The organism is Gymnodinialimonas sp. (assembly GCF_059726805.1).
This window is the reverse complement of the sequence record NZ_AP041059.1, coordinates 3,667,913-3,692,508: the sequence shown is the minus strand read 5'-3', so window position 1 is coordinate 3,692,508 and position 24,596 is coordinate 3,667,913. Positions and strand designations below refer to the sequence as shown.

Below are 24,596 nucleotides of genomic sequence, written 5' to 3'. Positions count from 1 at the left end.
TTGACGCGCGCGCGCGCGGCGTGTCACGCCCGATCCGGAATGGATCGGGAGGGGCCGTGATGGTGGATCAAGAAGCGTTGATGGACACGGCCCACGCCATGGCAGACGCCGCCCGCGCGGCGATCTTGCCGCATTTCCGGCAAGCGGCCTTGGGGACGACCTCCAAAGAAGCGGACAGCTATGACCCCGTGACCGTCGCTGACCGCGCGTCAGAGGCGGCGATGCGGGCGATTTTGGCCGAACGACGCCCCGACGACGCGATTTTGGGCGAGGAAGAGGGCGCGCAGCCGGGCACCAGTGGCCTGACCTGGGTGCTGGACCCCATCGATGGCACGCGCGGCTTCGTCTCTGGCACGCCGACCTGGGGCGTGTTGATCGCGCTCTGCACCGCCGACGGCCCCGTCTACAGTATCATCGACCAACCCTACATCGGCGAGCGGTTTGAGGGCGGCTTTGGACGCGCGCAGGTTTCGGGGCCACTTGGGCAGAAGCCTTTGGCTGTGTCCCCGGCGACGTCACTGGCCGAGGCCACTTTGTTCACCACGTTCCCCGAGGTGGGCTCCGCAGCCGAGCGGCTGGCGTTCGATGCCGTGCGCGACCGCGTGCAACTCACCCGTTATGGCTGCGATTGCTATGCCTACGCCCTGCTGGCAGCGGGTCAGATCGATCTGGTGATTGAAGCGGGTTTGCAAAGCTATGATATCGCGGCGCCGGTGGGGCTGATCCAGGCAGCGGGCGGCGTCATCACCGATTGGGAAGGCGGGTCGGTCCACGAGGGGGGGCGCGTCATCGCGGCGGCCTCGGCCGCGTTGCACGCGGAGGCGATGGCTTTGGTAAGAGAGGCTCTGGATGGCTGATCTGGTCCTGCGCAATGTCTCCCATTGCCTGACGATGGATGACGCGGGCACTGAGCTTAGCGATGTGGATATCCTTCTGCGGGATGGGCAGATTGTTGAGGTGGGGAAAGGGCTTGCGACGGGCGCGCCGTCGCTTGATTGCAGCGACTGCCTGGTGACGCCAGGCCTTGTGAACACCCATCACCACCTGTTCCAGACGCTCACCCGTGCAGTGCCCGGCGCGCAAGACGCCGCGCTCTTTGGCTGGCTGCAAACGCTCTACCCCATCTGGTCGCGGTTCACCCCGGACCATATGGAGACCTCGGCCGTGATCGGTCTGGCGGAACTGGCCCTGTCGGGCTGCACGACCTCTTCCGATCACATGTACCTGTTCCCCAACGGGTCCCGATTGGACGATTCCATCGCTGCCGCTGCGCAGGTGGGCCTGCGGTTCCACCCCACGCGCGGCGCAATGTCCATCGGCGTCTCGGACGGCGGCCTGCCGCCCGATGCGCTGGTCGAGGATGAGGCGGCGATCCTGGAGGACTGCCTGCGGGTGATCGACGCCTTCCACGATCCATCCCCGGCGTCGATGTGCCGGGTCGGCGTGGCCCCATGTTCGCCCTTTTCCGTCAGCCGCGAGCTGATGCGCGATGCCGCGATCCTGGCCCGCGACAAGGGCGTGATGCTGCATACCCATCTGGCCGAGAATGACGAGGACATCGCCTATTCCCTGGAAAAGTTCGGCTGCCGCCCCGGGCAATACGCCGAGGACCTGGGCTGGACCGGCGACGATGTCTGGCACGCCCATTGCGTGAAGCTGGACGGGGCGGAGATTGATCTGTTCGCACGTTCCGGCACCGGGGTCGCCCATTGTCCCTGCTCCAACTGCCGCCTCGCGTCGGGCATCGCACCGGTCCGCGCGATGCGGGATGCGGGGGTGAAGCTCGGTTTGGGCGTCGATGGATCAGCCTCGAATGACGCGGGATCGTTGATTGACGAGGCCCGCCAGACGCTTCTGTTACAGCGGGTCGCCCGTGGACCCGATGCCATGTCTGCTCGCGAGGCGTTGCGCATTGCCACGCGAGGCGGGGCGCAGGTCTTGGGACGCGGGGCAGAGCTTGGGCAGATCGCACCGGGGTTCCGCGCGGACCTGGCGATCTGGGACATGTCGGGGGTGGAGACGGCGGGCAGTTGGGACCCTGCCGCATTGCTCTTGGCTGGCCCGCGCCGGGTGCGGGACCTCATCGTGGAGGGCCGAATTGTGGTCCGGGACGGTCGGATGGCATCGCTGGATCTGGCGCCGCACATCGCGCGCCAACGCGACCTTGCGCGGGGACTTGCTGAGGCAGGCTGATTGCCTTTTTGCGATCATGGGAGGTTGGAGTACCTTTACTCGCCTGGGATGCTTCCATTTTCCCAATCTATTCAATTTATATCCACAGTCTTATCCACAACCCAAATCCCGCGCGATCTGCCCCACTTGAAGCGGCGGCCCGGCTCAGGCATGCTCTCGCACATCGAGCAAAAACCAAAAAGGATCGGGACCATGAAGTTCCATCTTGCAAGTGGGCTCTTGGCCCTGTCCCTGGCGCTGGCGGCCTGTTCTCCGACCGGCGTAGGCGGCGTCCAACGCCTCAGCCTTGGCGAAAGTGTCGACATCGCCGCGGTGGGCACGCGCCTGTCGGCCCTGCGGGCACAGCAAGGCTTGGCCCGGCCCCTCGGCCATTCCGCCGCGTTGCAGGCGGCCGCCCAGGCCCATGTCGATGACATGGCCCAATCAGGCAACCTGTCCCACACCGGATCGAACGGATCGACCTTGACGTCGCGCGTGCGCGCATCCGGATATTCGGCGTGCTTCGCAGCCGAAAACATCGCCGCTGGCCAAGCCAACACGGCAGAGGTGTTTGAGGATTGGATGGGCTCCAGCGGCCATCGCCGTAACATCTTGGCGGTGGAGGCCACGCAGTTCGGCTTCGCGCGCGCCGGCGGCTACTCCGTCCTCGTCCTTGGGCGCAGTTGCTGAAGGAGCGTGCGGGATTGGCTGATGCCGATGCCCGCCAGGATCAGCCCGAGCGCCCAGAAAAGCTGCGGCGGTAGGGACTCGCCCATCAAGGTGACGCCCAAAAGGACCGCCCAGACCGGGATCATGTAGCTGGTGAACGACATGAACAGCGACCCTGCCGTGGTGATCACGCGCACCCGCAGGATCGCCGCCAATGCCGTGGGGAAAATGGCCGTATAGAGTAGCGCCCAAGCGGCAGAGGCTTGGGTGACGTGCGGCGGCCCGTCGATGACCCAGGCCAGGGGCACCATCGCCACCGCACCCATCAAAAGCGTCGCCCCGGCAAAGGCCACGGGCGGCATTTTCGGTGCGCGCCGGGTCATAATAGAGCCCGCCGCATAGCAGGCCGCGCCGCCGATGCAGGCCAGACGCCCCGTCAGCGTCCCGTCCTCCAGCGCGCCGGGACCAACCAGCAGAACCAAGCCGATAAAGCCCAAGCAGACGCCGATGATCCGCCGCGGGCCGATCCCTTCCTCACGCGAAAAGATCGCCACCAGCGGCAGCACCATCAGCGGGATGGCCCCCATCGCGACGCCCGCAAAGGCCGAGGGCACATAGGTCAGCCCCCAGGCCAGCAGCGTCATCGGCAGCGCATAGGCGCCGACCCCGATCACGGTCGAGAACCCCCAGGCCCGCGCGCCCCTGATGGTCCCTAGGCCTTGCCCCATGAGCGCCCCAAGCGGAAGCAGAAACGCCGCCGCCACCGCCAGCCGCCCGGCGGCCACCCACCAGATGCTGATCCCTTCAAGCGCCAGCGACGTGCCCATGAACACGGTGCCCCAGATCACCCCGAGGCTGATGATCAGCAGCCAATTCGTCAGGCCGGGGCTGGTGGGGGAGGCGGCGGTCATGGGCGTTCCATGACCGGGGGGCTGAAAAAATCATTCATGCCCCATGACTTGGCCCGCTCAAGGCGGAGCGTCAACCACGGGCGATGATCTAGCCGATACTACAGTAGATCTCGGTCCGCAGATCCTCGGGCGCGGTGTCACCGGGATCGTCGACGTAGATCTCCCAGACCGGCATCGTGCCGGGGATGCCTTCGGTCTCCATGTGATCCCAAAGCGCTTTGTGGGTCAGGTTCATGGTGTCATAGGCGCCCTTGTGGATGACATGCATGACGTCGCCTTCGGCAAGGGTGTCAGATTTGATCGCGCCCGAGGCTTTGGCGGCATCCTCCGCCGAGACGATCACGCCGCCCCTGAAGCGCAGGATTTTCGGGTCCATCCCGGTGTAGACCGACATTGGCATGGATAGGGGCGTGATGGCTGCCTGCCCGACGAAGCCAAAGACCTCCCCGAAGGCCGATCCCATGGCCTCCGCGATTTCGGGGCCGTAGGGGCATTCGCGGTCCACGTAGATGTAGGATTGGGCGGGCAGGGTTTTGCGGGTGAAGTCCATGGCGTTGCTCCTTTTGCGCCGCCCATTCTACCCTAGATTGAACGAAAAAGGCAGGCCGCGATGGGCCTGCCTTCCGCTTAGCGCTTGAGAGGGCGCTTAGTTCTTGGCTTTGTCGACCATCTTCCCGGCAGAGATCCAAGGCATCATGCCGCGCAGGGTCTCACCCACTTGCTCGATCTGATGCTCGTCGTTCAGGCGGCGGGTGCCTTTGAAGTAGGGCTGACCCGCGGCGTTTTCCTGCATGAAGTCCCGCACAAACGCGCCGGTCTGGATGTCGCGCAGAACCGCTTTCATCCGCGCCTTGGTCTCGTCGTAGGGCAGGATGCGGGGGCCGGAGACATACTCGCCGTACTCGGCGGTGTTGGAGATCGAGTAGTTCATGTTCGCAATGCCGCCCTCGTAGATCAGGTCCACGATCAGCTTCACCTCGTGCAGGCACTCGAAGTAGGCCATCTCTGGCGCGTAACCGGCTTCCACCAGCGTCTCAAAGCCCATGCGGATCAGCTCAACGAGGCCACCACACAGAACCGCCTGCTCCCCGAACAGGTCGGTTTCGCATTCCTCACGGAAGTTCGTCTCGATGATGCCCGAGCGGCCGCCGCCGATGGCGGAGCAATAGGACAGGCCGATTTCCAAAGCCTTGCCCGACGCGTCGTTGTGGACCGCCACCAGGCAGGGCACGCCGCCACCTTTGGTGTATTCGCCGCGCACCGTGTGGCCGGGGCCCTTGGGTGCCATCATGATGACGTCGACCTTGTCGGAGGCCTCGATCAGGCCGAAGTGCACGTTGAGGCCGTGGGCAAAGGCAATCGCCGCGCCGTCGCGGATGTTGTCCTTGACGTACTTCTTGTAAGTTTCGGCCTGCAGTTCATCGGGCATGGTGAACATGATCAGGTCGGCCCAGGCCGCGGCCTCGGCGATTTCCATGACCTGCAGGCCTTCGCCCTCGGCCTTCGCCTTCGACGCAGAGCCCTCGCGCAGGGCGACGACGACGTTCTTGGCACCGCTGTCACGCAGGTTCAGCGCGTGGGCGTGGCCCTGGCTGCCATAGCCCAAAATCGCCACTTTCATGTCCTTGATCAGGTTCACATCGCAATCGCGATCGTAGTAAACGCGCATGTCTTTCTCCCTTCGAATTGAATTCTGACCGCTGTGTAGGCCAGCCACCGTGAGATTTCGCCGTTTACTTCGGAGAAATTTCGCCTCTATATGAGAATTTCATGCGTCATTATCCGTTGGGGTAAATATACATGCTCGACGACACTGACAGGCGCATCCTTCGCCACCTTCAGGCCGACCCCTCGCAAGCCATCGGTGACCTGGCCGAGGCCGCCCGCGTGCCGCTGGCGAGCACCTACAAGCGCCTCGAACGCCTCCAGGCCAGCGGCGTTCTGCGCGGCCAGCGCGCTGTGATTGACTGGCGCGCCCTTGGGTTTGAAGTGGAGGTCTCGCTGCGCATCACTTTGGACAAAACCAACCCCCGCGCCTTCGATGAATTCCTCGCCGCCGCCCGCGAGGTGCCCGAAGTCATCGAGATCCAGACCTTCCTCGGTCGCGTTGACGCGCGCCTCAAGGTCATCGCCCGTGACCTCGCCGCCTACCAGCAGGTCTACCGCAACGCCATCCTGACGCTGCCCCATATGGCCGATATCGAGGCGCTGATGCAGGTCGCCACGATCAAAAACTCCACGAGCTACCCGCTGTGACCGAGCTTGACGCCAAAGACCACGCGATCCTCAAACTCCTGTCCCAGGATGCGACGCTGAAGGCCTCCGAGATAGGCCGCCGCGTGGACCTCAGCCAACCCGCGGCTTGGCGCCGGATCAGACGGCTGACGGAGGCGGGGATCATCGCGGGCCGCCGCCTCGACCTAGACGCCGCGGCATTGGGCTTTGGCGTGACCGTCTTTCTGGGCGTCAAACTCGCCACCAAATCCCGCGTCAGCTTGGAGGATTTCGAACGCGCCATCACCGCCATCCCCGAGGTGCAAACGGTCGAACATGTCCTCGGCCTCTACGACTACCGCCTGCGCGTCGTCGCCCGCGATCTAGCGGATTTCGAACGGGTCCTGCGCCGCCGGATCATGACACTGCCAAGCGTCGGAAATGTAGAGGCCAACGTGCTTTTGTCCGAGGAACAACGCCCCGGCCCGCTATAACCTTGGCTTGAAGCGCCCGCACCCGCGCCTTAACCAGACGGCAGCAAGAGGAAACATGCCATGAACGCTTTGCTCGACACCATCGATCCCGACGGCCTGCTGGAATATTCGGTCGTCTTTACCGACCGCTCCCTCAACCACATGTCCGCCAGTTTCCGCGCGGTGATGACCGACGTCTCGTCGATGTTGAAAGAGGTCTATGCCGCCGACCACGTGGCCCTTGTGCCCGGCGGCGGTTCCTTCGGTATGGAGGCTGTCGCGCGTCAGTTCGCCCAAAACGAAGACGTGCTTGTGGTGCGCAACGGCTGGTTCTCCTTCCGCTGGTCGCAGATCCTCGACGCGGGCGGGTTTGCGGGCGATGTGACGGTCATGAAAGCGCGGCCCCAGGGCAACGCGTCGCAATCCCCCTATGCGCCCGCGCCGATCGACGAGGTCACCGCCAAGATCCGCGACGCCAAGCCCGGCATCGTTTTCGCCCCCCATGTGGAGACCTCCGCCGGCGTGATCCTGCCCGACGCCTATATCAAGGCTTTATCCGAGGCCGCCCACGAGGTTGGCGCGCTGATGGTCCTCGACTGCATCGCGTCCGGCTGCGCCTGGGTCGACATGAAGGATACCGGCGTCGATGTGCTGATCTCCGCCCCGCAAAAGGGCTGGTCTGCGCAACCCTGCGCGGGTCTGGTGATGATGTCGGACCGCGCCGTCGCGCGGATGGAGGAAACCACTTCGAACTCCTTCGCGGGCGACCTGAAGGCCTGGCACAAGATCATGCTGGCCTATGAGAACGGCGGCCACGCCTACCTCGCCACGATGCCCACCGACGCGCTCCGCGTGTTCCGCGACACAATGCTGGAGACCCGCGATTATGGGTTCGAGAAGCTCAAGGACGCCCAATGGGCGCTCGGTAATGGCGTCCGTGCGATGCTCAAGGCAAAAGGCGTGCAATCGGTCGCTGCCGAGGGCTTCGGTGCGCCCGGCGTTGTCGTGTCCTACACCACGGATCCAGAGATCAAATCCGGCGCCAAATTCGCTGCCCTCGGCATGCAGATCGCGGCGGGCGTGCCCCTGCAGGTGGACGAGCCCGCCGATTTCATGACCTTCCGCCTGGGCCTCTTCGGGCTCGACAAACTCTATGACGTCGACGCGGCGCTGTCGCGCCTGCAAGGTCCGATTGACGAGGTCTTCGGCTAGGGCCTACCCCGTGGCCCCCAGGCCCGCCCGCATCAAAACGCGGCGGACGGGGGCGACGGAATAAAGCCCATTCAGCGCCCGCAACCGCATGTCGCGAAGCCCCTGCGCGTCGGCCATGGAGGCGCGGTTGAGCGCGTCCACACCCGTGACCCGCGCCTTGATTTCAAGGTGGCGGGCGCGGGCATAGCGCTCCAGCCCCGCTGCGGCGCCGGGGTCCTGTGGGTGTTTGGAGGTGATCTCCAAAAGGGTTGCGATGTCGGCAAGGCTCATGTTCAGCCCCTGCGCGCCGATGGGCGGGACCACATGGGCGGCCTCTGCAACCAACGCGGTGCGCTCACCGACCATACGCTCGGCGATCTGGCTGATGATCGGCCACACGGTACGGCGCGAGGCCAGGGTCAAGGGACCGTAGAGGCCGGCGGAACGTTCCGTCATTTCCGCCTCGAACGCGGGTTCAGGCAAGGCGGCCAGCCGCGCAATCTCGGGTCCGCGATCCATCCAGACAATCGCGGAACAGGGCTTTCCCTCGTGATCCGGCAAGGGCACCAGCGTGAACGGCCCCCCGGTGCGATGCACCTCGGTCGAAATGTTGTCGTGCGGCGCGGCGTGGGTCACAGCGAAGGCCAGCGCCTTCTGGCCATAGCGCGTGGTGGTGACGGGAATACCGACCGCCTCGCGCACCGGAGAGGCGCGGCCATCGGCAGCGATGATCAGTTTGGCGCGCAGGCGCTGGCCGTCGGTTAATGTCACGCGGGCCTCTTTCTGGCGGGTCAGGACGTGCGCCGTGCCGGTGCCGGGAAGAAAGGTGGCGCCGGGAAGCGTGGCGATGTGGGCCACCATTTCGCGGCGCAACAGCCAGTTGGGCAGGTTCCAGCCAAACGGCAGGTCCGAGATGTCGGCGGCGTTGAAGTCGTGCGAGGCCCGCGGCTCGGGCAAATCGCCGCCCGCATCGACGATGCGCATGACCTGCAACGGCGTGGCATGGGGCGCGAAGGCAGGCCAGAGGCCGATCTTGGCGAGAAACGCCTGGGCCGGTTGCAGGAACGCGGTGGTGCGCAGATCGGCGCCCGCCACGTCACGCGCGGTGATCGGCGGGGCGGGATCGGCGCAGACCACGGAAGATCCGGCCTGGGCAAAGGCGATTGTGGCCGCCAGGCCCGCGACGCCGCCGCCGGAGACGAAAATATCGGTGTCTTGAACGTCAGTCATGGGAGAGATGTATGTCGCGCCAGGCCAGGGGGAAAGCGACGTTCTGTCTCGGGGCAGATGTTGCAGGGGCGATGGACGCGGCCCCGCCCACCCACCCGCCGCGCCCATCGCCCCGCGCGCACGTGGCCAGCGGCCATCAGAGCGGCAGGCGTTGCAGGAACTGCGTCAGATCTTGCGTGCCGTGGTGGATGTGGTCGTCCTGCGCAGGCTCGGGTGCCACATGCACCGTGGTGAGGCCCAGGGCATTGGGGACGCGCAGGTTGCGGGCCTCATCCTCGAACATCGCCGCGCGGGTCGGGGTAAGGGCCTCCTTGCCAAAGACCGTGTGGAAGGCCTCGGCGGAGGGTTTGGGGTGATAATCGGCGTGTTCCACGCCGTAGATTGCGTCGAATAGCCCGCTGAGCCCGCGCGCCGCTGTCACGGCCTCGGCATAGGGCGCGGTGCCGTTGGTGTAGATGATCTTGCGACCGGGCAGCGCCTTGATCGCGGCTGCAAGATCCGGGTCCGGCGAAAGAACCGTGAAATCAATATCATGAACGGCGACAAGGTAGGGGTCGGGGTCAATATCGTGGTGCACCATGAGGCCTGCCAGCGTGGTGCCGTGCTCGGTGTAATAGTCGTGGCGCAGCGCGTCAGCCTCGGCCTGGGACACGCCGAGCATGTCGCGCACATAGGCCGCCATCTTCGCATTCACCTGCGGAAACAACGCCATCTGCGGCGGGTAAAGCGTGTTGTCGAGGTCGAACACCCAGGTTTCTATGTCAGTCAGTTGAGCCATAGGTGTGGGGTATGACGCCTCGTGCAGACGCGCAATCCCCTAGAGACGCCCCTAGACAGGCCCCGGGCCGCCCCTTAGCGTCCATGTCCTTGTTAAGGGGACGATTTCGCGATGACGGATGTGGCGCAAAAAGACGCTTATGCAATGATCCTGGAGGCCATCGACGGCGGCGTCTATCGCCCCGGGTCCCGACTGGTAGAGAGTGAACTGGCCGACAGGTTCGGCGTCAGCCGCACGCCGATCCGCGAGGCGTTGCAGCGGCTGGAGACGCAATCGCTTCTGACGCGCGACGGGCGGTCGTTGATCGTGGCCTCGCTCGATCATGCGCAGATGGCTGAGCTTTACGCTGTGCGTCAGGAGCTAGAGGGCCTTGCCGCGCGGCTGGCCGCTCAGCACGCAGCCACCGAAGAGATCGCCGTGCTCCACGATATGGTGGCGCAGGACCGCGCCCTTCTGGGCGACCCCGAAGCGCTCGCACGCGCCAACCGACGTTTCCATCACCAGATCCACCTGGCCTCCCACAACCGTTTCCTGGTCCAGCAGCTGGACCTTGTCTATCGCTCCATGGCGCTGATGGCACGCACGTCGCTGGCGGCGGCGGGGCGGGGTGAGGACGCGATGGCCGAACATGCGGCGATCGTCGATGCGATTGCCGCGCGCGACGGCGACCGGGCGGCCGACGCCTTGAAGTCGCATCTTTCGACGGCCTTCAAGGTGCGACTGCGCGAAGAAGCGCAGCGAAGCTAGTCCTCCCGCTCGATCTGGGCTGCGCCATAGCGGCCATGGGCGGTCTTGGCCCAGAAGAACGGCTTTGCCATCAGCTCGAACAATCCGATCCAGGCGGCGATGGTGCCGAACAGATAATAGGGCTCCACCAGTGGCGAGATCGGGCGCAAATGGCGCAGGTGCTTGGCGCGACAGGCGTAAAGCGAAATGGCGATGGACCCGAAGAGCCCGGTCAACATGACCATCGCCAGAAGCCCATAGGCGAAAGGCGACATCACCGTGTCGAGGGGGTGCCAGACACCGAAGGGCTTGAGCATGAAGCTCCACAGCAACGGGGCAGTCAGAAAGCCGAGGACAGCGCCGCCGAACTGGATCTGCAACCAGAAAAAGCGCCAGGCGCCCAACTCATTCAGCAAGACCCGGGGGCGGCGCATCGCAGCGCCCCAGGTCATCAGATACCCCTTCAACCACCGCGAGCGTTGTTTGATCCAGGGCAGCGCGGCGGCGTTCGCCTCTTCAAAGGTCGTGGTTTCGACAATCTCGGTCTGGTACCCGGCGCGGGCCAGCCGAAGGCCCAATTCGGCGTCCTCGGTCACGTTGTGGGCGTCCCAGGCGCCGACGGCCTCCAACACGTTGCGGCGCAGGAAAAGGGTTGTGCCACCCAGCGGCACCACAAGGCCCATGCGCTGCACTCCCGGCAGAAGCACGCGAAACCACGCCGCATATTCCACGGTGAACATGCGGCTCAGCCAATTATGGCGGGCGTTGTAATAATCGAGCCGCCCCTGCAGGCAGGCGACGTCGGGCGGGACCTCGGAAAAGCGTTGGACGACGCGGTGGATCTGGTCCGGTTCAGGCCTGTCCTCGGCATCATAGATGCCGACAATGTCGCCGCGCGCGTAGTTCAGCACGTAGTTGAGCGCGCGCGGTTTGGTCTGCGGGCTGCCCGTGGGCACGATCACCGCGCGCATCCAGGGCGGCAAGCTACCTGCTTGCAGGGCCTCTAGGGTGAGGGGGTCAGCCTCTTCCACCGCGAGGATCAGGTCCAGCCGCTCGCGTGGGTAGTCGATCCGGCGCAGGCGATCCACCAGCGCGCCCGCGACCTCGGGCTCGCGAAAGAGCGGCACGATGATCGAGACGGTGGGCTTATGCAGAATGTGCGCCTCTGCCCTGGGGTCTGGCGGCGGCTCTGCCGCGCCGCGCAGGGATTGCGCGAAGGCCGCGAACTTCAGGATGCAGTTTGCGGTGAACACCACAATCGCGATTCCAAACAAGGCCTTGGCCAGCACGATGGGGGCCAAGAGCGCCGTGAACAACGCGATCACGGCGACGGCGATGATGCAGCGGCCCAAGGCGCCGCCGCGCCATGACCTGCAGGAGTGGCGTTCGGGGGCCCGGCCTTCAGCTTCGCGGGCCAGATCCGCGCCGTAGAGCCTGCGGTGCGCCTCGGTAATCTGATTGCGCGACGCCAGAACCGTCACGATGCGCTGGCCGTCAGGCAATAGTGCGCGCAGGGCCTGGCAGCGGTCGGGCCGCGCGGTCGCAATCACGAGGGCCGATCCCGCGCGCTTCCAGATCACCGCCTCTGCCGTGATAGCGGCGCGGGCGGGCAAAAGCGGGGCCAGGGACACGTCAGGCCGGTCGCTTGAAAGATCGGCAATCCCGACGCTGTAGATCTGTGCCAGCGCAGACAGAAGCTCTGCCTCGCTGACCGCGCCCCGCGTGGTCAGGACCTGCCCCAAAGACAAAGGCGTCCCGCGCAGGGCCTTTTCCGCGTCCCGCATCTGCGGTGCCGTGACGAGGCCGCGCATCAGCAACAAGCGGCTCAGTTCCTTGGCTTCATTCCGGGGCGGTTTTGACGGGGCGTCGACAACATGCGGCCGCGCCGACGGCGCGCCCGGCTCCAAAGGCTCGGTCGTGGGGGCCCACTCGGGCCGGGTGACGTGCGGAGGGTCCCCGTCCACGTGTTACAATTCCTTCCGTCTGCCCTTCCAGGCGGGCGCAAAACGCGCCCCCTCAGCTTTCGACGGAACAGGTTAAGAAATCGTAAACGGGCGGCGCAACGCGGTGGCCGAGGGTGCTTAAGCGGTTGTTTTTGTGCGCTGCTTCACGGCGTCCGCAAAACGCTCGAACAGGTAGAAGCTGTCCTGCGGGCCGGGGCTGGCCTCGGGGTGGTGTTGGACCGAAAAGATCGGTTTTCCCTCGACCGCGATGCCACAGTTGGAGCCGTCAAACAGGCTGACGTGAGTTTCCGTCACGCCGGCGGGCAGGCTTTGGCTATCGACCGTGAAGCCGTGGTTCATCGAGGTGATCTCGACCTTGCCCGTGGTCTGATCCTTGACCGGATGGTTGGCGCCATGGTGGCCGTGGTTCATCTTCACGGTCTTTGCGCCAAGCGCCAGGGCCAGCATCTGGTGGCCGAGGCAGATGCCGAAGACAGGGATCTCGGCCTCCAGAACGCCCTTGATCATAGGCACGGCGTATTCGCCGGTGGCTGCAGGGTCACCCGGGCCGTTGGACAGGAAAACCCCGTCAGGCGACTGGGCCAAAACCTCTTCCGCGGTGGTCGTCGCGGGCATGACCGTGACGTCCATGCCCGCGCTGGCGAGGCACCGCAGGATGTTGCGTTTCGCGCCGTAATCCAAGGCCACGACCTTGGGGGCGGGACCTTCGCGCCGGGTGTAGCCCTCGGGCCAGGCCCACCGCATCTCATCCCAGCGGTAGGACTGGGCGCAGGTGACGTCCTTGGCCAGGTCCACGCCCTCCAACCCGTTGAACTCGCGAGCGGCCTTCACCATCGCCTCGATATCGAAGTTGCCCTCGGGGTCATGGGCCAGCGCCACGTGGGGCGCGCCCTGCTGGCGGATTTCGCGCGTCAGCCGCCGCGTGTCGATGCCGCCGATGCCGACCCGGCCCGTGCGCGCCAGCCAATCCACCAGATGCGCCTGGGCGCGCCAGTTCGACGGCTCGGTCACGTCCCACTTCACCACCATCCCCTCGGCCACCGGATCTGCCGTCTCGTCGTCGTCGGTGTTGGTGCCGGTGTTGCCGATGTGGGGGAAGGTGAAGGTCACGATCTGGCCTGCGTAGGACGGGTCAGTCATGATCTCTTGATAGCCGGTCATCGCCGTGTTGAAGCACAGCTCGGCCACGCGCATGCCCGTCGCGCCAAATCCTTTTCCGTAGAAGATGGTGCCATCGGCGAGGACGAGGCAGGCGGTGGGGTGATCTGACATGGGGACGGCTCCGGGTTGAGGCAGGGACGGGCGCGTGGGCAAACTTTTGGTGGTGTAGGGGGGGGCGGTCCCGCGGTCAAGCTACACCTTGTTGCAAACCCGCTGATCGCTTACCTAGGCCGCTTGAACCATTCAAACATGGGGTGCGACCATGGGCTTGCGAACGAAAATCACCGAAGGCATCAAAGGCGCGATGCGCGAGAAGGATACCGTGCGTCTGTCGACGCTGCGGCTGATCAATGCTGCCGTGAAAGACCAGGATATCGCCGCCCGGGCCAAGGGCAACGCCGACGGCGTGGACGAGGCTGAAGTCCTCGCGATCATGGCCAAGATGGTCAAGCAGCGCCAGGAAAGCGCGCGCGTCTATGAAGAGGGCGGGCGCCTGGAGTTGGCCGAGCAGGAGCAGGCGGAAATCGCCGTCATCGAAGAGTTCCTTCCCCGCCAGCTGTCCGAGGAGGAGGTCGCCAAGGCCGTCGACGCGGCGATTGCCGAGGCGGGTGCGAGCAGCATCCGCGATATGGGCCGGGTGATGGGCGCGCTGAAGGGCAAATATGCAGGCCGGATGGATTTCGGCACCGTCGGGCCGCTGGTGAAAGATCGACTGGGCTGAATCTGCTATGATCGGGGGGTGCTCAAGCTTGAGCACCCTACTCAACCTGTTGATAAAAAAGCACATTCCCTTTTTTGTTAAGGGTTTGTTAACCTACCCACCCGCGCCCTCTGCCTACCTCACACCCTGAGATTACGGTCCAGCAAGCGCTTCAACTCAACCCGCTCGGGCGGCGTCAGGAAGGCGCCCAATTCCACCTCGCGCGGGCCGCCCTGCAGCGTCAGGTAATTCGGCACTGGCCCGCCCTTGTCGTGCAGCACCATGCGCACCCAATAGGGGTTGGCCTCCCAATCCTTGGGCGCGCGCTTGCGCTCGTGGCGCTCCACCCGGATCAGATCGTCCCAGATCATCACGTCCTCGTAAAGATCCATGTCCCGCCACGACCGCCGCAGCGCCGCCCAGACCCCCCAGATCGCGGCCACCAGAAACGGCAAAAGCGCCCAGAACACCGACGTTCCCAGGATCGAGAACAGCGGCAGCGAGATCAGACCCGCCGTGACCGCAATAAACCACACGAAGCCCTCCGGCGTGAGGGATTTATACGGCGTCAAACGCAGCGACAGGCGCGGCGTGCCACGTGGGGTGGTAAAGGGATCGGCTTGGGTTATCGGCATCGGGCGTCTCGGAACTTTCTCATCCTGCAGGATAAAGCGCTGCACCCATCCGACAAGGGACGGACCGCCGCAGAGGGTGGCCGTAGCGCCAATCCCTTGCCAAAAGGGCTCCCCTTCATCTTGCCAGGGAAACTCTGGGGGGGAATGTGACCTTTTTCTTTGGAAAAGTCGCAGGGGGGGCTAGCCCCCCACTTGGTCGACGCCGTCAGGCGGCGACATCCCTGCGGCGGCACAAGGCGCGCCCTCAGCCGACCTGCTGGTGTACCTCGATCACATTGCCCTCGGGGTCGTGGAAAAACACCTGATGCCATTCCGCCGCGAAGGCGGTGCCATAGTCAGAATAGGGGATGCCGCGGGCGTCGAGCAGGGCCAGGAAGGCGGCGATGTCGTCGGTGCGAAAGGCGATGTGGCCCCGGTCTACGGGGTTGATCGTTTTGCCGTTGCGGAAGGCGACGTTCAGATCACGCTCGGCCAGATGCATCTGCATCGCGCCATCGGTCGCGAAGCGGATCTTGCCGTTGAACCCTGCGTCCTCCGTGGCCTCTGTGCGGGGGAAGTTCTCAGAGGGAATATCCGCCAGCCCCAGCACATCGGTGTAGAAGTCATGCATCCCGTCCACGTCCTTCGAGACGAAGTTGATGTGGTGAAATTCCAGTTTCATGGCGGCGAATTCCCGGCAGGTCTGCAATGGAAAAAGGGCGCCCGGTTGGGGCGCCCTTCGGAGATGTCGGGCGGTTAGTGGCCCGGCTGCTTGTCCCACATGTCGCGGGTCGGCAGCTCTTCAAACGTGTGCTCCGGCGGCGGGTTGGGCAGGGTCCACTCCAGCGTGTCCGCATGCTCGCCCCAATAGGCGGGCTCGGTCACGCGGGCACCGGCGCGCAGGGTGTAGAACACCACGCCGATGAAGAAGAGGAACGACGCGAAAGAGATGAACGCACCGATCGACGACACATAGTTCCAGAGCGCGAAGGCATCGGGGTAGTCGATATAGCGGCGCGGCATGCCCTGGCGGCCCAGGAAGTGCTGCGGGAAGAAGGTGATGTTGGTGCCGATGAAGAACACCCAGAAGTGCAGCTGGCCTGCCCATTCGGGGTATTGGCGGCCCGACATCTTGCCAATCCAGTAGTAGACCGCGGCGAAGATGCCGAAGACGGCGCCGAGGCTCATCACATAGTGGAAGTGCGCCACGACGTAGTAGGTGTCGTGATAGGCGCGGTCCACACCGGCCTGGGACAGGATGATGCCCGTCGTGCCGCCAAGCGTGAAGAGGAAGATGAAGCCGATGGCGAACATCATGGGCGTCTTGAAGCTGATGGATCCCATCCACATCGTCGCCACCCAGGAGAAAATCTTGATGCCCGTGGGCACCGCGATCACCATCGTGGCCACCATGAAGTAGGCCTGCTGCGTCAGCGTCATGCCCACCGTGTACATGTGGTGCGCCCAGACGACGAAGCCCAGACCACCGATCGCCACCAGCGCGTAGACCATCGGCAGGTAGCCGAAGATCGGCTTCTTGGAGAAGGTCGCCACGATGTGGGAGATCACGCCGAAGGCGGGCAGGATCACGATGTAGACCTCGGGGTGGCCGAAGAACCAGAAGATGTGCTGGAACAGGATCGGGTCACCGCCGCCCGCCGGGTCGAAGAAGGTCGTGCCGAAGTTCCGGTCCGTCAGCAGCATGGTGATGGCGCCTGCCAGAACGGGCAGGGACAACAGAAGCAGCCAGGCGGTCACGAACACCGACCAGGCAAAGAGCGGCACTTTGTGCAGCGTCATGCCCGGCGCGCGCATGTTGAGGAACGTGGTGATGAAGTTGATCGAGCCGAGGATCGATGAGGCGCCCGAGACGTGGACAGCAAAAATCGCGAAGTCCACGGCGCGGGAGGTCTCAACCCCCTGGGCCGAGATCGGCGGATAGAACGTCCACCCCGGGCCCGCGCCGCCGTCGATGAAGACCGAGCAGAAGGCGAGGCAGGTGCCTGCGACATACATCCAGTAGGACAGGTTGTTGAGGCGCGGGAACGCCATGTCCGGTGCGCCGATCATCAGCGGCATGAAGTAGTTGCCGAAGCCACCGAAAAGCGCGGGGATGACGACAAAGAACATCATTAGGACGCCGTGGCCCGTGATCATCACGTTCCACAGGTGCCCATCGGGGTTACCGTCGAGCTGGTCCATCGTGCCCAGGAGGGCCTGGGCCTCTGCCGGGTTGGCGGTGGCCAGCATGGTTTCAAAGCCAGCGACCACGTCGGCGCGCAAACCGCCCGTGATTTCAATGACATCGCCGCTTGCCGAGGCCAGGATATCGCCTTCCATCGTGGCAAGTTGATCCGCGAAGGCGTTGGTGCCGCCCCCGGCGGCGGCAAGCGCCTCGGACAGGCGGGCGAACATCGCGGTGACGCCGTCGGCGGAGCCCACGAAGGCGTCGTACATGTACTGAACGCCGGGCTCCATCAGCTCCATCCGCATGTAAACGGTGAAGGCCACCGAGATCAGACCGACGAGGCCTGCGGTGAACAAATAGAGGATGCCGATGTCTTTGTGGTTGGTCGACATGAACCAGCGGGTGAAGAACCCGCGGTCGTCGTGACCGTCATGCCCGGTAAGGGTGGCGTCTGCCATGGTCGTCTCCTGTTCGCGTCTTTGATGCGCGTCTTGATGCACGCACGACCCCGGAATCCGGCGCCGAAAATCTCTGTCCTGAAAGGGGTGTAGTGCGCCACGGGGCACAGAGCAACGCGACATCTCGCGCTGATGTGAGTTTCATGGTGGGTAAAATTGGCGCAGCTCCGGGGCGGCGGCGGGGTTGTGGCGATATAATGCATTCGGAGGGCGGGGAGGGCGTGTTGCGGGGCCGGGGCCATTTTCATGGCTCGAGCGATGGTGTAGCCGGGCTGCATCAATTTCTGTGATGCTATGGGTGCCGTATGATCAAAAGCTGCGTGACGTTGAAGCAGTTGGAGGCCTTTGCCTATGTCGTCGACACCGGGACCTTCCGGGCGGCGGCGACGGCGTTGGGCACAACGCAGCCCAACATCTCCGCGCGCATCGCGGTGCTGGAGAGCGTTCTGGACGTGACGCTGCTGTACCGCGATGCGGGCTCGGTCCGGTTGACGGCCAAGGGGCGGGCGCTGCTGGCGCAGACGCGGGAGGTTCTGCGCGCCGGAGAGGCGTTGATTGAGGCGGCCGGGCGCCAGGACATGATCGAGGAACGGCTGCGCCTGGGCGTGACGGAACTGGTCGCCTGCACCTGGTTGCAGGCGTTCCTGCGCGCGCTGAAACAGGAATACCCGAACCTGCGGGTTGAACTGACGGTCGATCTTTCCTCGCGCATCGACGAACAGCTGCAAGAGGGGGAGCTGGACCTCGCGATCCAGAACGGGCCGTTCAAATCCGAGCTGGAGGGCACGCGCGAGCTGGCGCGCGAGGCGTATGTCTGGGTCGCCAATGCCGCCACTGCTGCGACTCTTTCCAAGGGCGATAGCGTCGAGCGATTCTTTGCCGCCGCCGTCCTCACCCACGCGAAACACACCGATGCGGGGCGGGCGCTGCACGCGATGGCGGCGGAACGGGGGCTGGATACCGAGAGGATCGTGCATTCCAACGCGCTGTCGGCCTGCATTCCGATGGCGCGCGAGGGGCTTGGGATCGGACTGCTGCCCCGGTCGCTGGTGCAGGCCGAGATCACGTCGGGCGCTTTGCTGGTGCAACACTCGGACTGGCACATTGATCCGTTACGCTTTTTTGCCCGCTTTGATGCCGAGCGGACACCGCGGTTTGTGCGCCGCGCCTGCGAGATTGCCCATGACCTGAGGCCGCCCGAGCATAGAAAAAATTGATCAGGTCGAAAAACTAAAACGATTTGCGTTTTCCTCGCGCCTCCTCAACCGTTGCGGCGCGAGACGTTGAACGCCAAAAGCGCATCGCCGTTCGACATTCAGGGAAACAGAGGCTGATGATGAAATCTTCTTCGATCAGGATGGGCGTGGATATCGGTGGCACCTTCACCGATGTGGTGCTTGAAAAGCAGGGTGAGAGCTTTTCGACCAAGGTCCTAACCACTTACGCTGCCCCGGAAAACGCGATTATCGAGGGCATGCATCAGGTCTGCGCCAAGGCGGGGATCACGCCCGCCGCGATTGGGCAGATCATCCATGGCACGACGCTGGCGACCAACGCGCTGATCGAGCGGCGGGGGGCCAAGACCGCGCTGATCACGACCGAAGGTTTTCGCGATGTGATCGAGATGCGCACGGAATCTCGGTTCGAGCAGTATGATCTGAACCTGAACCTGCCCGACCCGCTGTTGCCGCGTCAGATGCGGTTCACGGTGAAAGGCCGGGTCGATGCCAACGGCGCAGTGCTGGTCGATATCGACCGGGCCGAGGTGGAAGCCGTGGTGGACCGGATCGCCGAGGCCGGGTTTGAAAGCGTCGCGGTGGGGCTGATCCACTCCTACCTCAACCCCGCCCATGAGGAGCTGGTGCGCGAGGTTCTGGCGGAAAAGCTGCCGGAGGTGTCGGTGTCGATTTCCTCCGAGGTGTCGCCGCAGATGCGCGAATATGAGCGGTTCAACACCGTCGTCGCCAACGCCTATATCAAGCCGCTGATGGCGTCTTATCTGGGCCGTCTGGAGGACCGTTTGAAGGCCGAAGGCGTGGCGTGTCGCATCTTCCTGATGCATTCGGGCGGGGGCATCATCTCGATCCAGAACGCGGCGGAGTTCCCGGTGCGGTTGGTGGAATCCGGCCCTGCAGGCGGTGCGGTTTTTGCCGCCCATATTGCGGGGCGCTATGGGCTCGACAAGGTGCTGTCGTTTGACATGGGCGGGACCACGGCGAAGATTTGCCTGATCAAGAACCAGACGCCCAAAACCTCTCGCGTGTTCGAGGTGGCGCGGACCTATCGGTTCAAGAAAGGCTCTGGCATGCCGATTTCGATCCCGGTGATCGATATGGTGGAGATTGGGGCCGGGGGTGGCAGCCTGGCGCATGTGGACGCGATGCGCCAGATCCGGGTGGGGCCGGAAAGCGCGGGGTCCGAGCCCGGGCCTGCGTGTTACGGGCGAGGTGGTGCGCGGCCTGCTGTGACCGATGCGGATCTGGTCCTGGGCAAGTTGGACCCTGACAATTTCGCCGGCGGCTCGATTGCCCTGGACGCCGCCGCATCCTCTTCCGTCCTGACGGACGTCATCGCATCTGCGCTGGACATGGACGCGGTTGAGGCCGCGTTCGGCGTGGCCGAGGTGGTGGATGAGAACATGGCCAATGCCGCGCGGGTCCACGCGGTGGAGAACGGCGAGGACCTCAGCGAATACACGATGATCGCCTTTGGCGGCGCGGCGCCGCTGCACGCCGGGCGGCTCTGCGAGAAACTGGGGATCGCGCGGTGCCTTGTGCCGCCCGGCGCAGGCGTCGGCAGCGCCATCGGGTTCCTGCGCGCGCCGTTCAGTTTTGAGGCCAACCGCTCCGTCTATATGAAGCTGAGCGATTTTGATGGCGAGAAGATCAAGGGCTTGCTCGGCGATCTGAAGGCCGAAGCGACGGGGTTTGTGCGGACCTGTGATGAGGTCAGCCCGATCCTGTCGGAGTTCAAGGTGTACATGCGCTACACCGGGCAGGGGTGGGAGATTCCGATTGAGTTGACGGAAGATCAGGCGATGAACCCCGACCCGGCGGTCTTTCAGGCGCGGTTCGAGGAGGATTACACCAAGCTTTTCGGACGGCCCGTTGCGGGGATGGATGTGGAGATCACCGTTTGGTCGGTCAATGCCACGACCCCGCCCGAGGAGGTCGCACGGGTGGCGGTGGCCGAGGGCGCGGGTGTGGCCATGGCAGACAGTACCCGCCGGTTGTTTGACCCGGCCTCGGCCAAATACCTCGACGCCGACGTGGTGCTGCGCGACGCCATGGCGGCGGGCCAGCGCGCGGCGGGCCCTGCGGCGGTGACCGAGGAAGAGACGACCATCATCGTGCCCGCCAGCCGGGACGCGATCCGCCAGCCGGATGGCTGTATTGACGTTGTGAACAAGGGGGCCGCCCAATGAGCCAGGATCCGTCAAACGTCGCCTACCAGGTCATGTGGAACCGCCTGATTTCGGTCGTTGAAGAGCAGGCCCAGGCGCTGGTGCGCACGGCATTCTCGACATCTGTGAGGGAAGCCGGGGACCTGTCGGCGGGGGTCTATGACACCCATGGGCAGATGCTGGCCCAGGCGGTAACCGGCACGCCGGGGCATGTGAACGCGATGGCCGATGCGGTGGCGCATTTCATCCGCCGCATTGGGCGGCAGAACATGTTCGACGGCGACGTCTACATCACCAATGACCCCTGGGAGGGAACGGGGCACCTGCATGACATCACCATGGTCACGCCGTCGTTCTATAAGGGCGTGTTGGTCGGGTTTTTCGCCTGCACCGCGCATATCGTGGATATTGGCGGGCGCGGGTTTGGGGCGGATGCGCAGAGTGTTTATGAGGAAGGGCTCTATATCCCGATCATGAAGTTTGCCATGAAGGGTGATGTGGATCAGACGCTGGTGCGGATCATTCGCGGCAATGTGCGCGAGCCCGATCAGTTGATCGGGGACATTTATGCGCTGGCGACGTGCAATGAGATTGGGCATCGTCGGTTGATCGACATGATGGAAGAGTTCGGGCTGGAGGATCTGGACGGGATCGCGGGGTTCATTCTGGAAAATTCTCGCCGGGCGACCATCGAGCGCATCGCCGCCCTGCCGCAGCAATCGGCGACGGGTGAGATGACGATGGACGGGTTTGAGACGCCCATCACGCTGAAGGTCAGGGTCAGCGTGGAGGGCGACCGGATCGTGTCGGATTTCAGCGGGTCGAGTGGCGTCGACAAGAAAGGCATCAACTGCCCGATGGTCTACACGAAGGCCTATGCTTGTTATGCGTTGAAAGTGGCCATCGCGCCGGAGATCCCCAACAATGCAGCCTCGCTGGCGCCGTTCGAGGTGACGGCGCCGGAGAACACCATCGTCAACGCGCTGCACCCCGCGCCGGTCGCCTTGCGCCATATCGTGGGGCATTTTGTGCCGGACGCGGTGTTCGATGCGTTCGACAAGATCGTGCCGGGCCTCGTGCCCGCCGAAGGGGCGGGGTGTTTGTGCAATTTCCAGGTGTCCTTGCGGCCACGCATGGATGGCCCGGCGCCCGCGGGCGCGCGGCGCTCGGAAGTGTTGACGTTCAACTCCGGCGGGTCCGGCGCGCGGCCTGAGCACGATGGCTTGAACGCCACGGCGTTTCCGTCGGGCGTGATGACGATGCCGATTGAGGCCACGGAACATGCGGGCCCGGTGATCATCTGGCGCAAAGAGCTGCGGCCCGACAGCGGCGGCGCGGGCAAGACCCGGGGCGGGCTGGGCCAATACATGGAGGTCGGCGCGCAGGAGGGGCATGAGTTTGACATCCAGGCGATGTTTGACCGGGGCGATCACCCTGCGCGGGGCCGTCGCGGCGGCTTGAGCGGCGCCAACACCACCATCGTGCGCAGCGATGGCGAGGCGATGCATGTGAAGGGCAAACAGTTCGTGCCCCACGGCGCGCGGGTCCTCATGGCGTTTCCCGGCGGCGCGGGCTACGGCGCGCCGTCCGAGCGGGATCCGGCGCAGGTCAAACGCGACCTTGCGCGGGGCTATATCTCGGCCGAGACGGCGGTGCGGGATTACGGGCTGTCGGCAGAGGACATCAACGAGGTCGCGGCGAAAGTGCGGCGGGGAGAGGCGATCTGATGGCCGGGCAAACCCAGGCCCCGGCGAATTCCAGCTACGACGTGATCATCATCGGGGGCGCGATCATGGGCGCGTCGACGGCGTGGTTCCTGTCGGACAACGCCGATTTCGACGGCTCCGTCCTGGTGGTGGAGCGTGATCTGACGTTCGAGGCCTGCTCCACCACCCACACCAATTCGTGCATGCGGCAGCAGTTCTCGACCGATCTGAACGTGCGGATCAGCCAGTTCGCGGCGGATTTCGTCAAGAATATCCGCCGCTATATGGGCGGCGACGACCGCGTGCCGGAGCTGTCGATCCGCAACTTCGGCTACATGTACCTGGCCGAGGATGAGGCCTTTGCCAATGTTCTGCGCGAAAGCCAGCAGGTGCAACGCGCCAATGGCGCCGCGACCGAGCTTCTGTCGCCGGATGAGATCCAGCGCCGCTATCCGTTCTACAACGTGGACGACATCGTGCTGGGCTCCATCAATACCGTCGACGAGGGCTATTGGGACGCGGTTGCGGTCAATGACTGGTGGCGGCGGCAATCGCGCGAGCGCGGTGTGGAATATGTGGAGAACGAAGTCGTCGCGATCACCCGCAACGCGGGCGGTGACAAGGTGGAAAGCGTGACGCTGAAATCGGGGGAGGTGATCGCCTGCGGCCAGGTGGTGAACGCCGCCGGTCCCCGTGCGGCGGCTACGGCGCAGATGGCGGGCATCGACGTGCCGGTGGAGCCGCGCAAGCGCTATTCGTGGATCTTCAAGGCCGAAGCGCCGTTGGAGATGGACCTGCCGCTGACCATTGATCCATCCGGCGTTCACGTGCGCGAAAATGGCGGCGGGACGTATCAATGTGGCGGGCACGCGGACCACGATCCGGCGGTGGATTATGACGATTACGCTATGGACTTCACCCTTTGGGAAAGCCACGTCTGGCCGATCCTGGCCACGCGGATCCCGCAGTTCGAAGCGATCAAGGTGCAATCTGAATGGGCCGGGCACTACGCGATGAACACCTTTGATCACAACGCGATCATGGGGCCGCATACGGAGGTGACAAATTTCATCTTCCTCAACGGGTTCTCCGGCCACGGGCTGCAACAGGCCCCGGCGATGGGGCGCGGCACGGCGGAATGGCTGACCTATGGCGCCTACCGCGCGCTGGACATGAGCCCGTTCAACTATGCGCGCATCCCTGCGAACAGGCCGATCATTGAGAAGGCGGTGATCTGAGGGGGCTCGCCGAAAATCCCTTTACCCTCGCCCCTGCGGCAAGGGAGAAAAACCTGGTCTGTGGATAGCCTTTGCAGGAGTTTTGCGGCGGAGGTTGTGGCCATCGCAGGCTACAACTGGGCGCTACATCTAAGGCCTCATTGGGCTTGCAGCACCAGCCAAGTCCACGTGACGCCGGCTTTGTGATTGCCGGGTTGTACCGATTGGGTCGTTGCTTGATCCACAAGAAACAGCCCCACGCCTTCCGACCATCTCACTGTATCGTCTATATTGGCCGGAAACACGGGTCGCGTCGGCGCGCCTGCCCCGTGCCTGACCGACATGATAACCTTGCCGCCATTGACGGTCACAGATCGCAGAGCCGGAAGTGCAATTCGACGGTCGGCAGCATCAAGGTGCTGCCACACGGCACTTAAGAGAACGATGTCGAACGTCTGCTCCACTGAAACCATGTATGGGAGTTCCGGCAACGCATCCTTTACCCATGAAATATTGGGTGACGTGTGTTTCGCCATGCCCGCTTGCCTCAGAGCGTCGACGGGCTCGACCGCGCTGACCGTGTGAGAAAGTGAGGCGAACCAAGCCGCATCCCGTCCCGTTCCTGCGCCAACATCCAGAATGCGGCACGGGGTCGTTGGAATGTGCTTGATTGCAGGCGCGAGTAGCTCGGCTGACGATATTGCTTCAACCCGCGCAATGAAGTCGCCTTTTGCGGCTTCCTCGTAGCCCTTCAGAATGTCACTTCTCATGCCATGCCCCGTGCCTTGTCATCCAAGTATAAGGGCATCAAGTGCCCTTGT

Annotated in this window: 23 protein-coding genes; 12 read left to right on the top strand and 11 right to left on the bottom strand. The window is 64.3% G+C overall.

Annotated features, from left to right (window positions below; all coding sequences use genetic code 11):
* Window positions 1–59: 59 nt before the first annotated feature.
* From hisN to AC6I9R_RS17885, 3 genes are all read left to right on the top strand, one after another.
* Entirely contained in the window at window positions 60–857 is a 798-nt protein-coding gene (hisN, locus tag AC6I9R_RS17895; protein ID WP_461428808.1) for a histidinol-phosphatase, read from the top strand.
* Complete coding sequence (locus tag AC6I9R_RS17890; RefSeq protein ID WP_461428807.1) at window positions 850–2,193, top strand: 8-oxoguanine deaminase; 1,344 nt, start codon at window positions 850–852, stop codon at window positions 2,191–2,193. The genes hisN and AC6I9R_RS17890 overlap by 8 nt, the downstream gene beginning before the upstream one ends.
* Window positions 2,194–2,385: 192 nt before the next feature.
* Window positions 2,386–2,862 (top strand): CAP domain-containing protein, encoded by a 477-nt coding sequence (locus AC6I9R_RS17885; RefSeq protein ID WP_461428806.1) that lies wholly within the window; start codon window positions 2,386–2,388, stop codon window positions 2,860–2,862.
* On the opposite strand, the gene AC6I9R_RS17880 is transcribed toward AC6I9R_RS17885, so the two are convergent.
* From AC6I9R_RS17880 to ilvC, 3 genes are all read right to left on the bottom strand, one after another.
* On the bottom strand, window positions 2,829–3,752 hold the full coding sequence (locus tag AC6I9R_RS17880; RefSeq protein WP_461428805.1) for a DMT family transporter: 924 nt from the start codon (window positions 3,750–3,752) through the stop codon (window positions 2,829–2,831). The two genes, AC6I9R_RS17885 and AC6I9R_RS17880, sit on opposite strands and share 34 nt — an antisense overlap.
* Before the next feature lie 88 nt (window positions 3,753–3,840).
* Entirely contained in the window at window positions 3,841–4,302 is a 462-nt protein-coding gene (locus AC6I9R_RS17875) for a GyrI-like domain-containing protein (protein WP_461428804.1), read from the bottom strand.
* Window positions 4,303–4,398: 96 nt separating this feature from the next.
* Window positions 4,399–5,421 (bottom strand): ketol-acid reductoisomerase, encoded by a 1,023-nt coding sequence (gene ilvC, locus AC6I9R_RS17870; protein WP_497862977.1) that lies wholly within the window; start codon window positions 5,419–5,421, stop codon window positions 4,399–4,401.
* Window positions 5,422–5,552: 131 nt separating this feature from the next.
* On the opposite strand from ilvC, the gene AC6I9R_RS17865 reads away from it, so the two are divergent.
* Genes AC6I9R_RS17865 through AC6I9R_RS17855 form a run of 3 tightly spaced genes read left to right on the top strand, consistent with a single transcriptional unit; the run spans window position 5,553 to window position 7,651 of the window.
* Window positions 5,553–6,008 (top strand): Lrp/AsnC family transcriptional regulator, encoded by a 456-nt coding sequence (locus AC6I9R_RS17865; protein WP_461427131.1) that lies wholly within the window; start codon window positions 5,553–5,555, stop codon window positions 6,006–6,008.
* Window positions 6,005–6,460: an Lrp/AsnC family transcriptional regulator gene (locus tag AC6I9R_RS17860; protein ID WP_461427132.1), complete on the top strand. Its 456-nt coding sequence runs from the start codon at window positions 6,005–6,007 to the stop codon at window positions 6,458–6,460. The genes AC6I9R_RS17865 and AC6I9R_RS17860 overlap by 4 nt, the downstream gene beginning before the upstream one ends.
* 60 nt (window positions 6,461–6,520) lie before the next feature.
* Window positions 6,521–7,651, top strand: a complete 1,131-nt coding sequence (locus tag AC6I9R_RS17855; protein WP_461427133.1) for an aminotransferase class V-fold PLP-dependent enzyme — start codon at window positions 6,521–6,523, stop codon at window positions 7,649–7,651.
* A 3-nt stretch (window positions 7,652–7,654) separates the two neighbouring features.
* On the opposite strand, the gene AC6I9R_RS17850 is transcribed toward AC6I9R_RS17855, so the two are convergent.
* Together AC6I9R_RS17850 and AC6I9R_RS17845 are read right to left on the bottom strand one after the other, a co-directional pair.
* On the bottom strand, window positions 7,655–8,860 hold the full coding sequence (locus AC6I9R_RS17850) for a UbiH/UbiF family hydroxylase (protein ID WP_461427134.1): 1,206 nt from the start codon (window positions 8,858–8,860) through the stop codon (window positions 7,655–7,657).
* A gap of 136 nt (window positions 8,861–8,996) precedes the next feature.
* Entirely contained in the window at window positions 8,997–9,638 is a 642-nt protein-coding gene (locus AC6I9R_RS17845; RefSeq protein WP_461427135.1) for a pyrimidine 5'-nucleotidase, read from the bottom strand.
* Between the two features lie 111 nt (window positions 9,639–9,749).
* On the opposite strand from AC6I9R_RS17845, the gene AC6I9R_RS17840 reads away from it, so the two are divergent.
* A complete protein-coding gene (locus AC6I9R_RS17840; protein ID WP_461427136.1) occupies window positions 9,750–10,385 on the top strand; it encodes a GntR family transcriptional regulator in 636 nt (211 codons plus the stop codon).
* On the opposite strand, the gene AC6I9R_RS17835 is transcribed toward AC6I9R_RS17840, so the two are convergent.
* Window positions 10,382–12,328 (bottom strand): glycosyltransferase, encoded by a 1,947-nt coding sequence (locus tag AC6I9R_RS17835; protein ID WP_461427137.1) that lies wholly within the window; start codon window positions 12,326–12,328, stop codon window positions 10,382–10,384. The genes AC6I9R_RS17840 and AC6I9R_RS17835 overlap by 4 nt on opposite strands.
* A 117-nt stretch (window positions 12,329–12,445) precedes the next feature.
* Window positions 12,446–13,600 (bottom strand): glutamine-hydrolyzing carbamoyl-phosphate synthase small subunit, encoded by a 1,155-nt coding sequence (carA, locus tag AC6I9R_RS17830; protein ID WP_461427138.1) that lies wholly within the window; start codon window positions 13,598–13,600, stop codon window positions 12,446–12,448.
* A gap of 151 nt (window positions 13,601–13,751) precedes the next feature.
* On the opposite strand from carA, the gene AC6I9R_RS17825 reads away from it, so the two are divergent.
* A complete protein-coding gene (locus AC6I9R_RS17825) occupies window positions 13,752–14,210 on the top strand; it encodes a GatB/YqeY domain-containing protein (protein WP_461427139.1) in 459 nt (152 codons plus the stop codon).
* 119 nt (window positions 14,211–14,329) lie between these two features.
* Here AC6I9R_RS17825 and AC6I9R_RS17820 read toward each other — a convergent pair whose 3' ends face one another.
* The 3 genes from AC6I9R_RS17820 to AC6I9R_RS17810 all read right to left on the bottom strand — a co-directional run bounded on the left by AC6I9R_RS17820 (window position 14,330) and on the right by AC6I9R_RS17810 (window position 17,449).
* Window positions 14,330–14,824 carry a DUF2244 domain-containing protein gene (locus tag AC6I9R_RS17820; protein ID WP_461427140.1) on the bottom strand — a complete coding sequence of 165 codons (495 nt, stop codon included), beginning with the start codon at window positions 14,822–14,824 and terminating at the stop codon, window positions 14,330–14,332.
* A 244-nt stretch (window positions 14,825–15,068) separates the two neighbouring features.
* Window positions 15,069–15,485, bottom strand: coding sequence for a VOC family protein (locus tag AC6I9R_RS17815; RefSeq protein ID WP_461427141.1), 417 nt, complete (start codon window positions 15,483–15,485; stop codon window positions 15,069–15,071).
* A gap of 74 nt (window positions 15,486–15,559) precedes the next feature.
* On the bottom strand, window positions 15,560–17,449 hold the full coding sequence (locus AC6I9R_RS17810) for a cytochrome c oxidase subunit I (protein ID WP_461427142.1): 1,890 nt from the start codon (window positions 17,447–17,449) through the stop codon (window positions 15,560–15,562).
* 305 nt (window positions 17,450–17,754) lie between these two features.
* On the opposite strand from AC6I9R_RS17810, the gene AC6I9R_RS17805 reads away from it, so the two are divergent.
* The 4 genes from AC6I9R_RS17805 to AC6I9R_RS17790 all read left to right on the top strand — a co-directional run bounded on the left by AC6I9R_RS17805 (window position 17,755) and on the right by AC6I9R_RS17790 (window position 23,796).
* Window positions 17,755–18,666: a LysR family transcriptional regulator gene (locus tag AC6I9R_RS17805; RefSeq protein WP_461427143.1), complete on the top strand. Its 912-nt coding sequence runs from the start codon at window positions 17,755–17,757 to the stop codon at window positions 18,664–18,666.
* A gap of 119 nt (window positions 18,667–18,785) precedes the next feature.
* Window positions 18,786–20,873, top strand: coding sequence for a hydantoinase/oxoprolinase family protein (locus tag AC6I9R_RS17800; RefSeq protein ID WP_461427463.1), 2,088 nt, complete (start codon window positions 18,786–18,788; stop codon window positions 20,871–20,873).
* Window positions 20,870–22,579, top strand: a complete 1,710-nt coding sequence (locus tag AC6I9R_RS17795) for a hydantoinase B/oxoprolinase family protein (protein WP_461427144.1) — start codon at window positions 20,870–20,872, stop codon at window positions 22,577–22,579. The genes AC6I9R_RS17800 and AC6I9R_RS17795 overlap by 4 nt, the downstream gene beginning before the upstream one ends.
* Complete coding sequence (locus AC6I9R_RS17790) at window positions 22,579–23,796, top strand: NAD(P)/FAD-dependent oxidoreductase (RefSeq protein WP_461427145.1); 1,218 nt, start codon at window positions 22,579–22,581, stop codon at window positions 23,794–23,796. Before AC6I9R_RS17795 ends, AC6I9R_RS17790 begins: the two co-directional genes overlap by 1 nt.
* A 137-nt stretch (window positions 23,797–23,933) precedes the next feature.
* On the opposite strand, the gene AC6I9R_RS17785 is transcribed toward AC6I9R_RS17790, so the two are convergent.
* A complete protein-coding gene (locus AC6I9R_RS17785; RefSeq protein ID WP_461427146.1) occupies window positions 23,934–24,545 on the bottom strand; it encodes a class I SAM-dependent methyltransferase in 612 nt (203 codons plus the stop codon).
* Window positions 24,546–24,596: the final 51 nt, after the last annotated feature.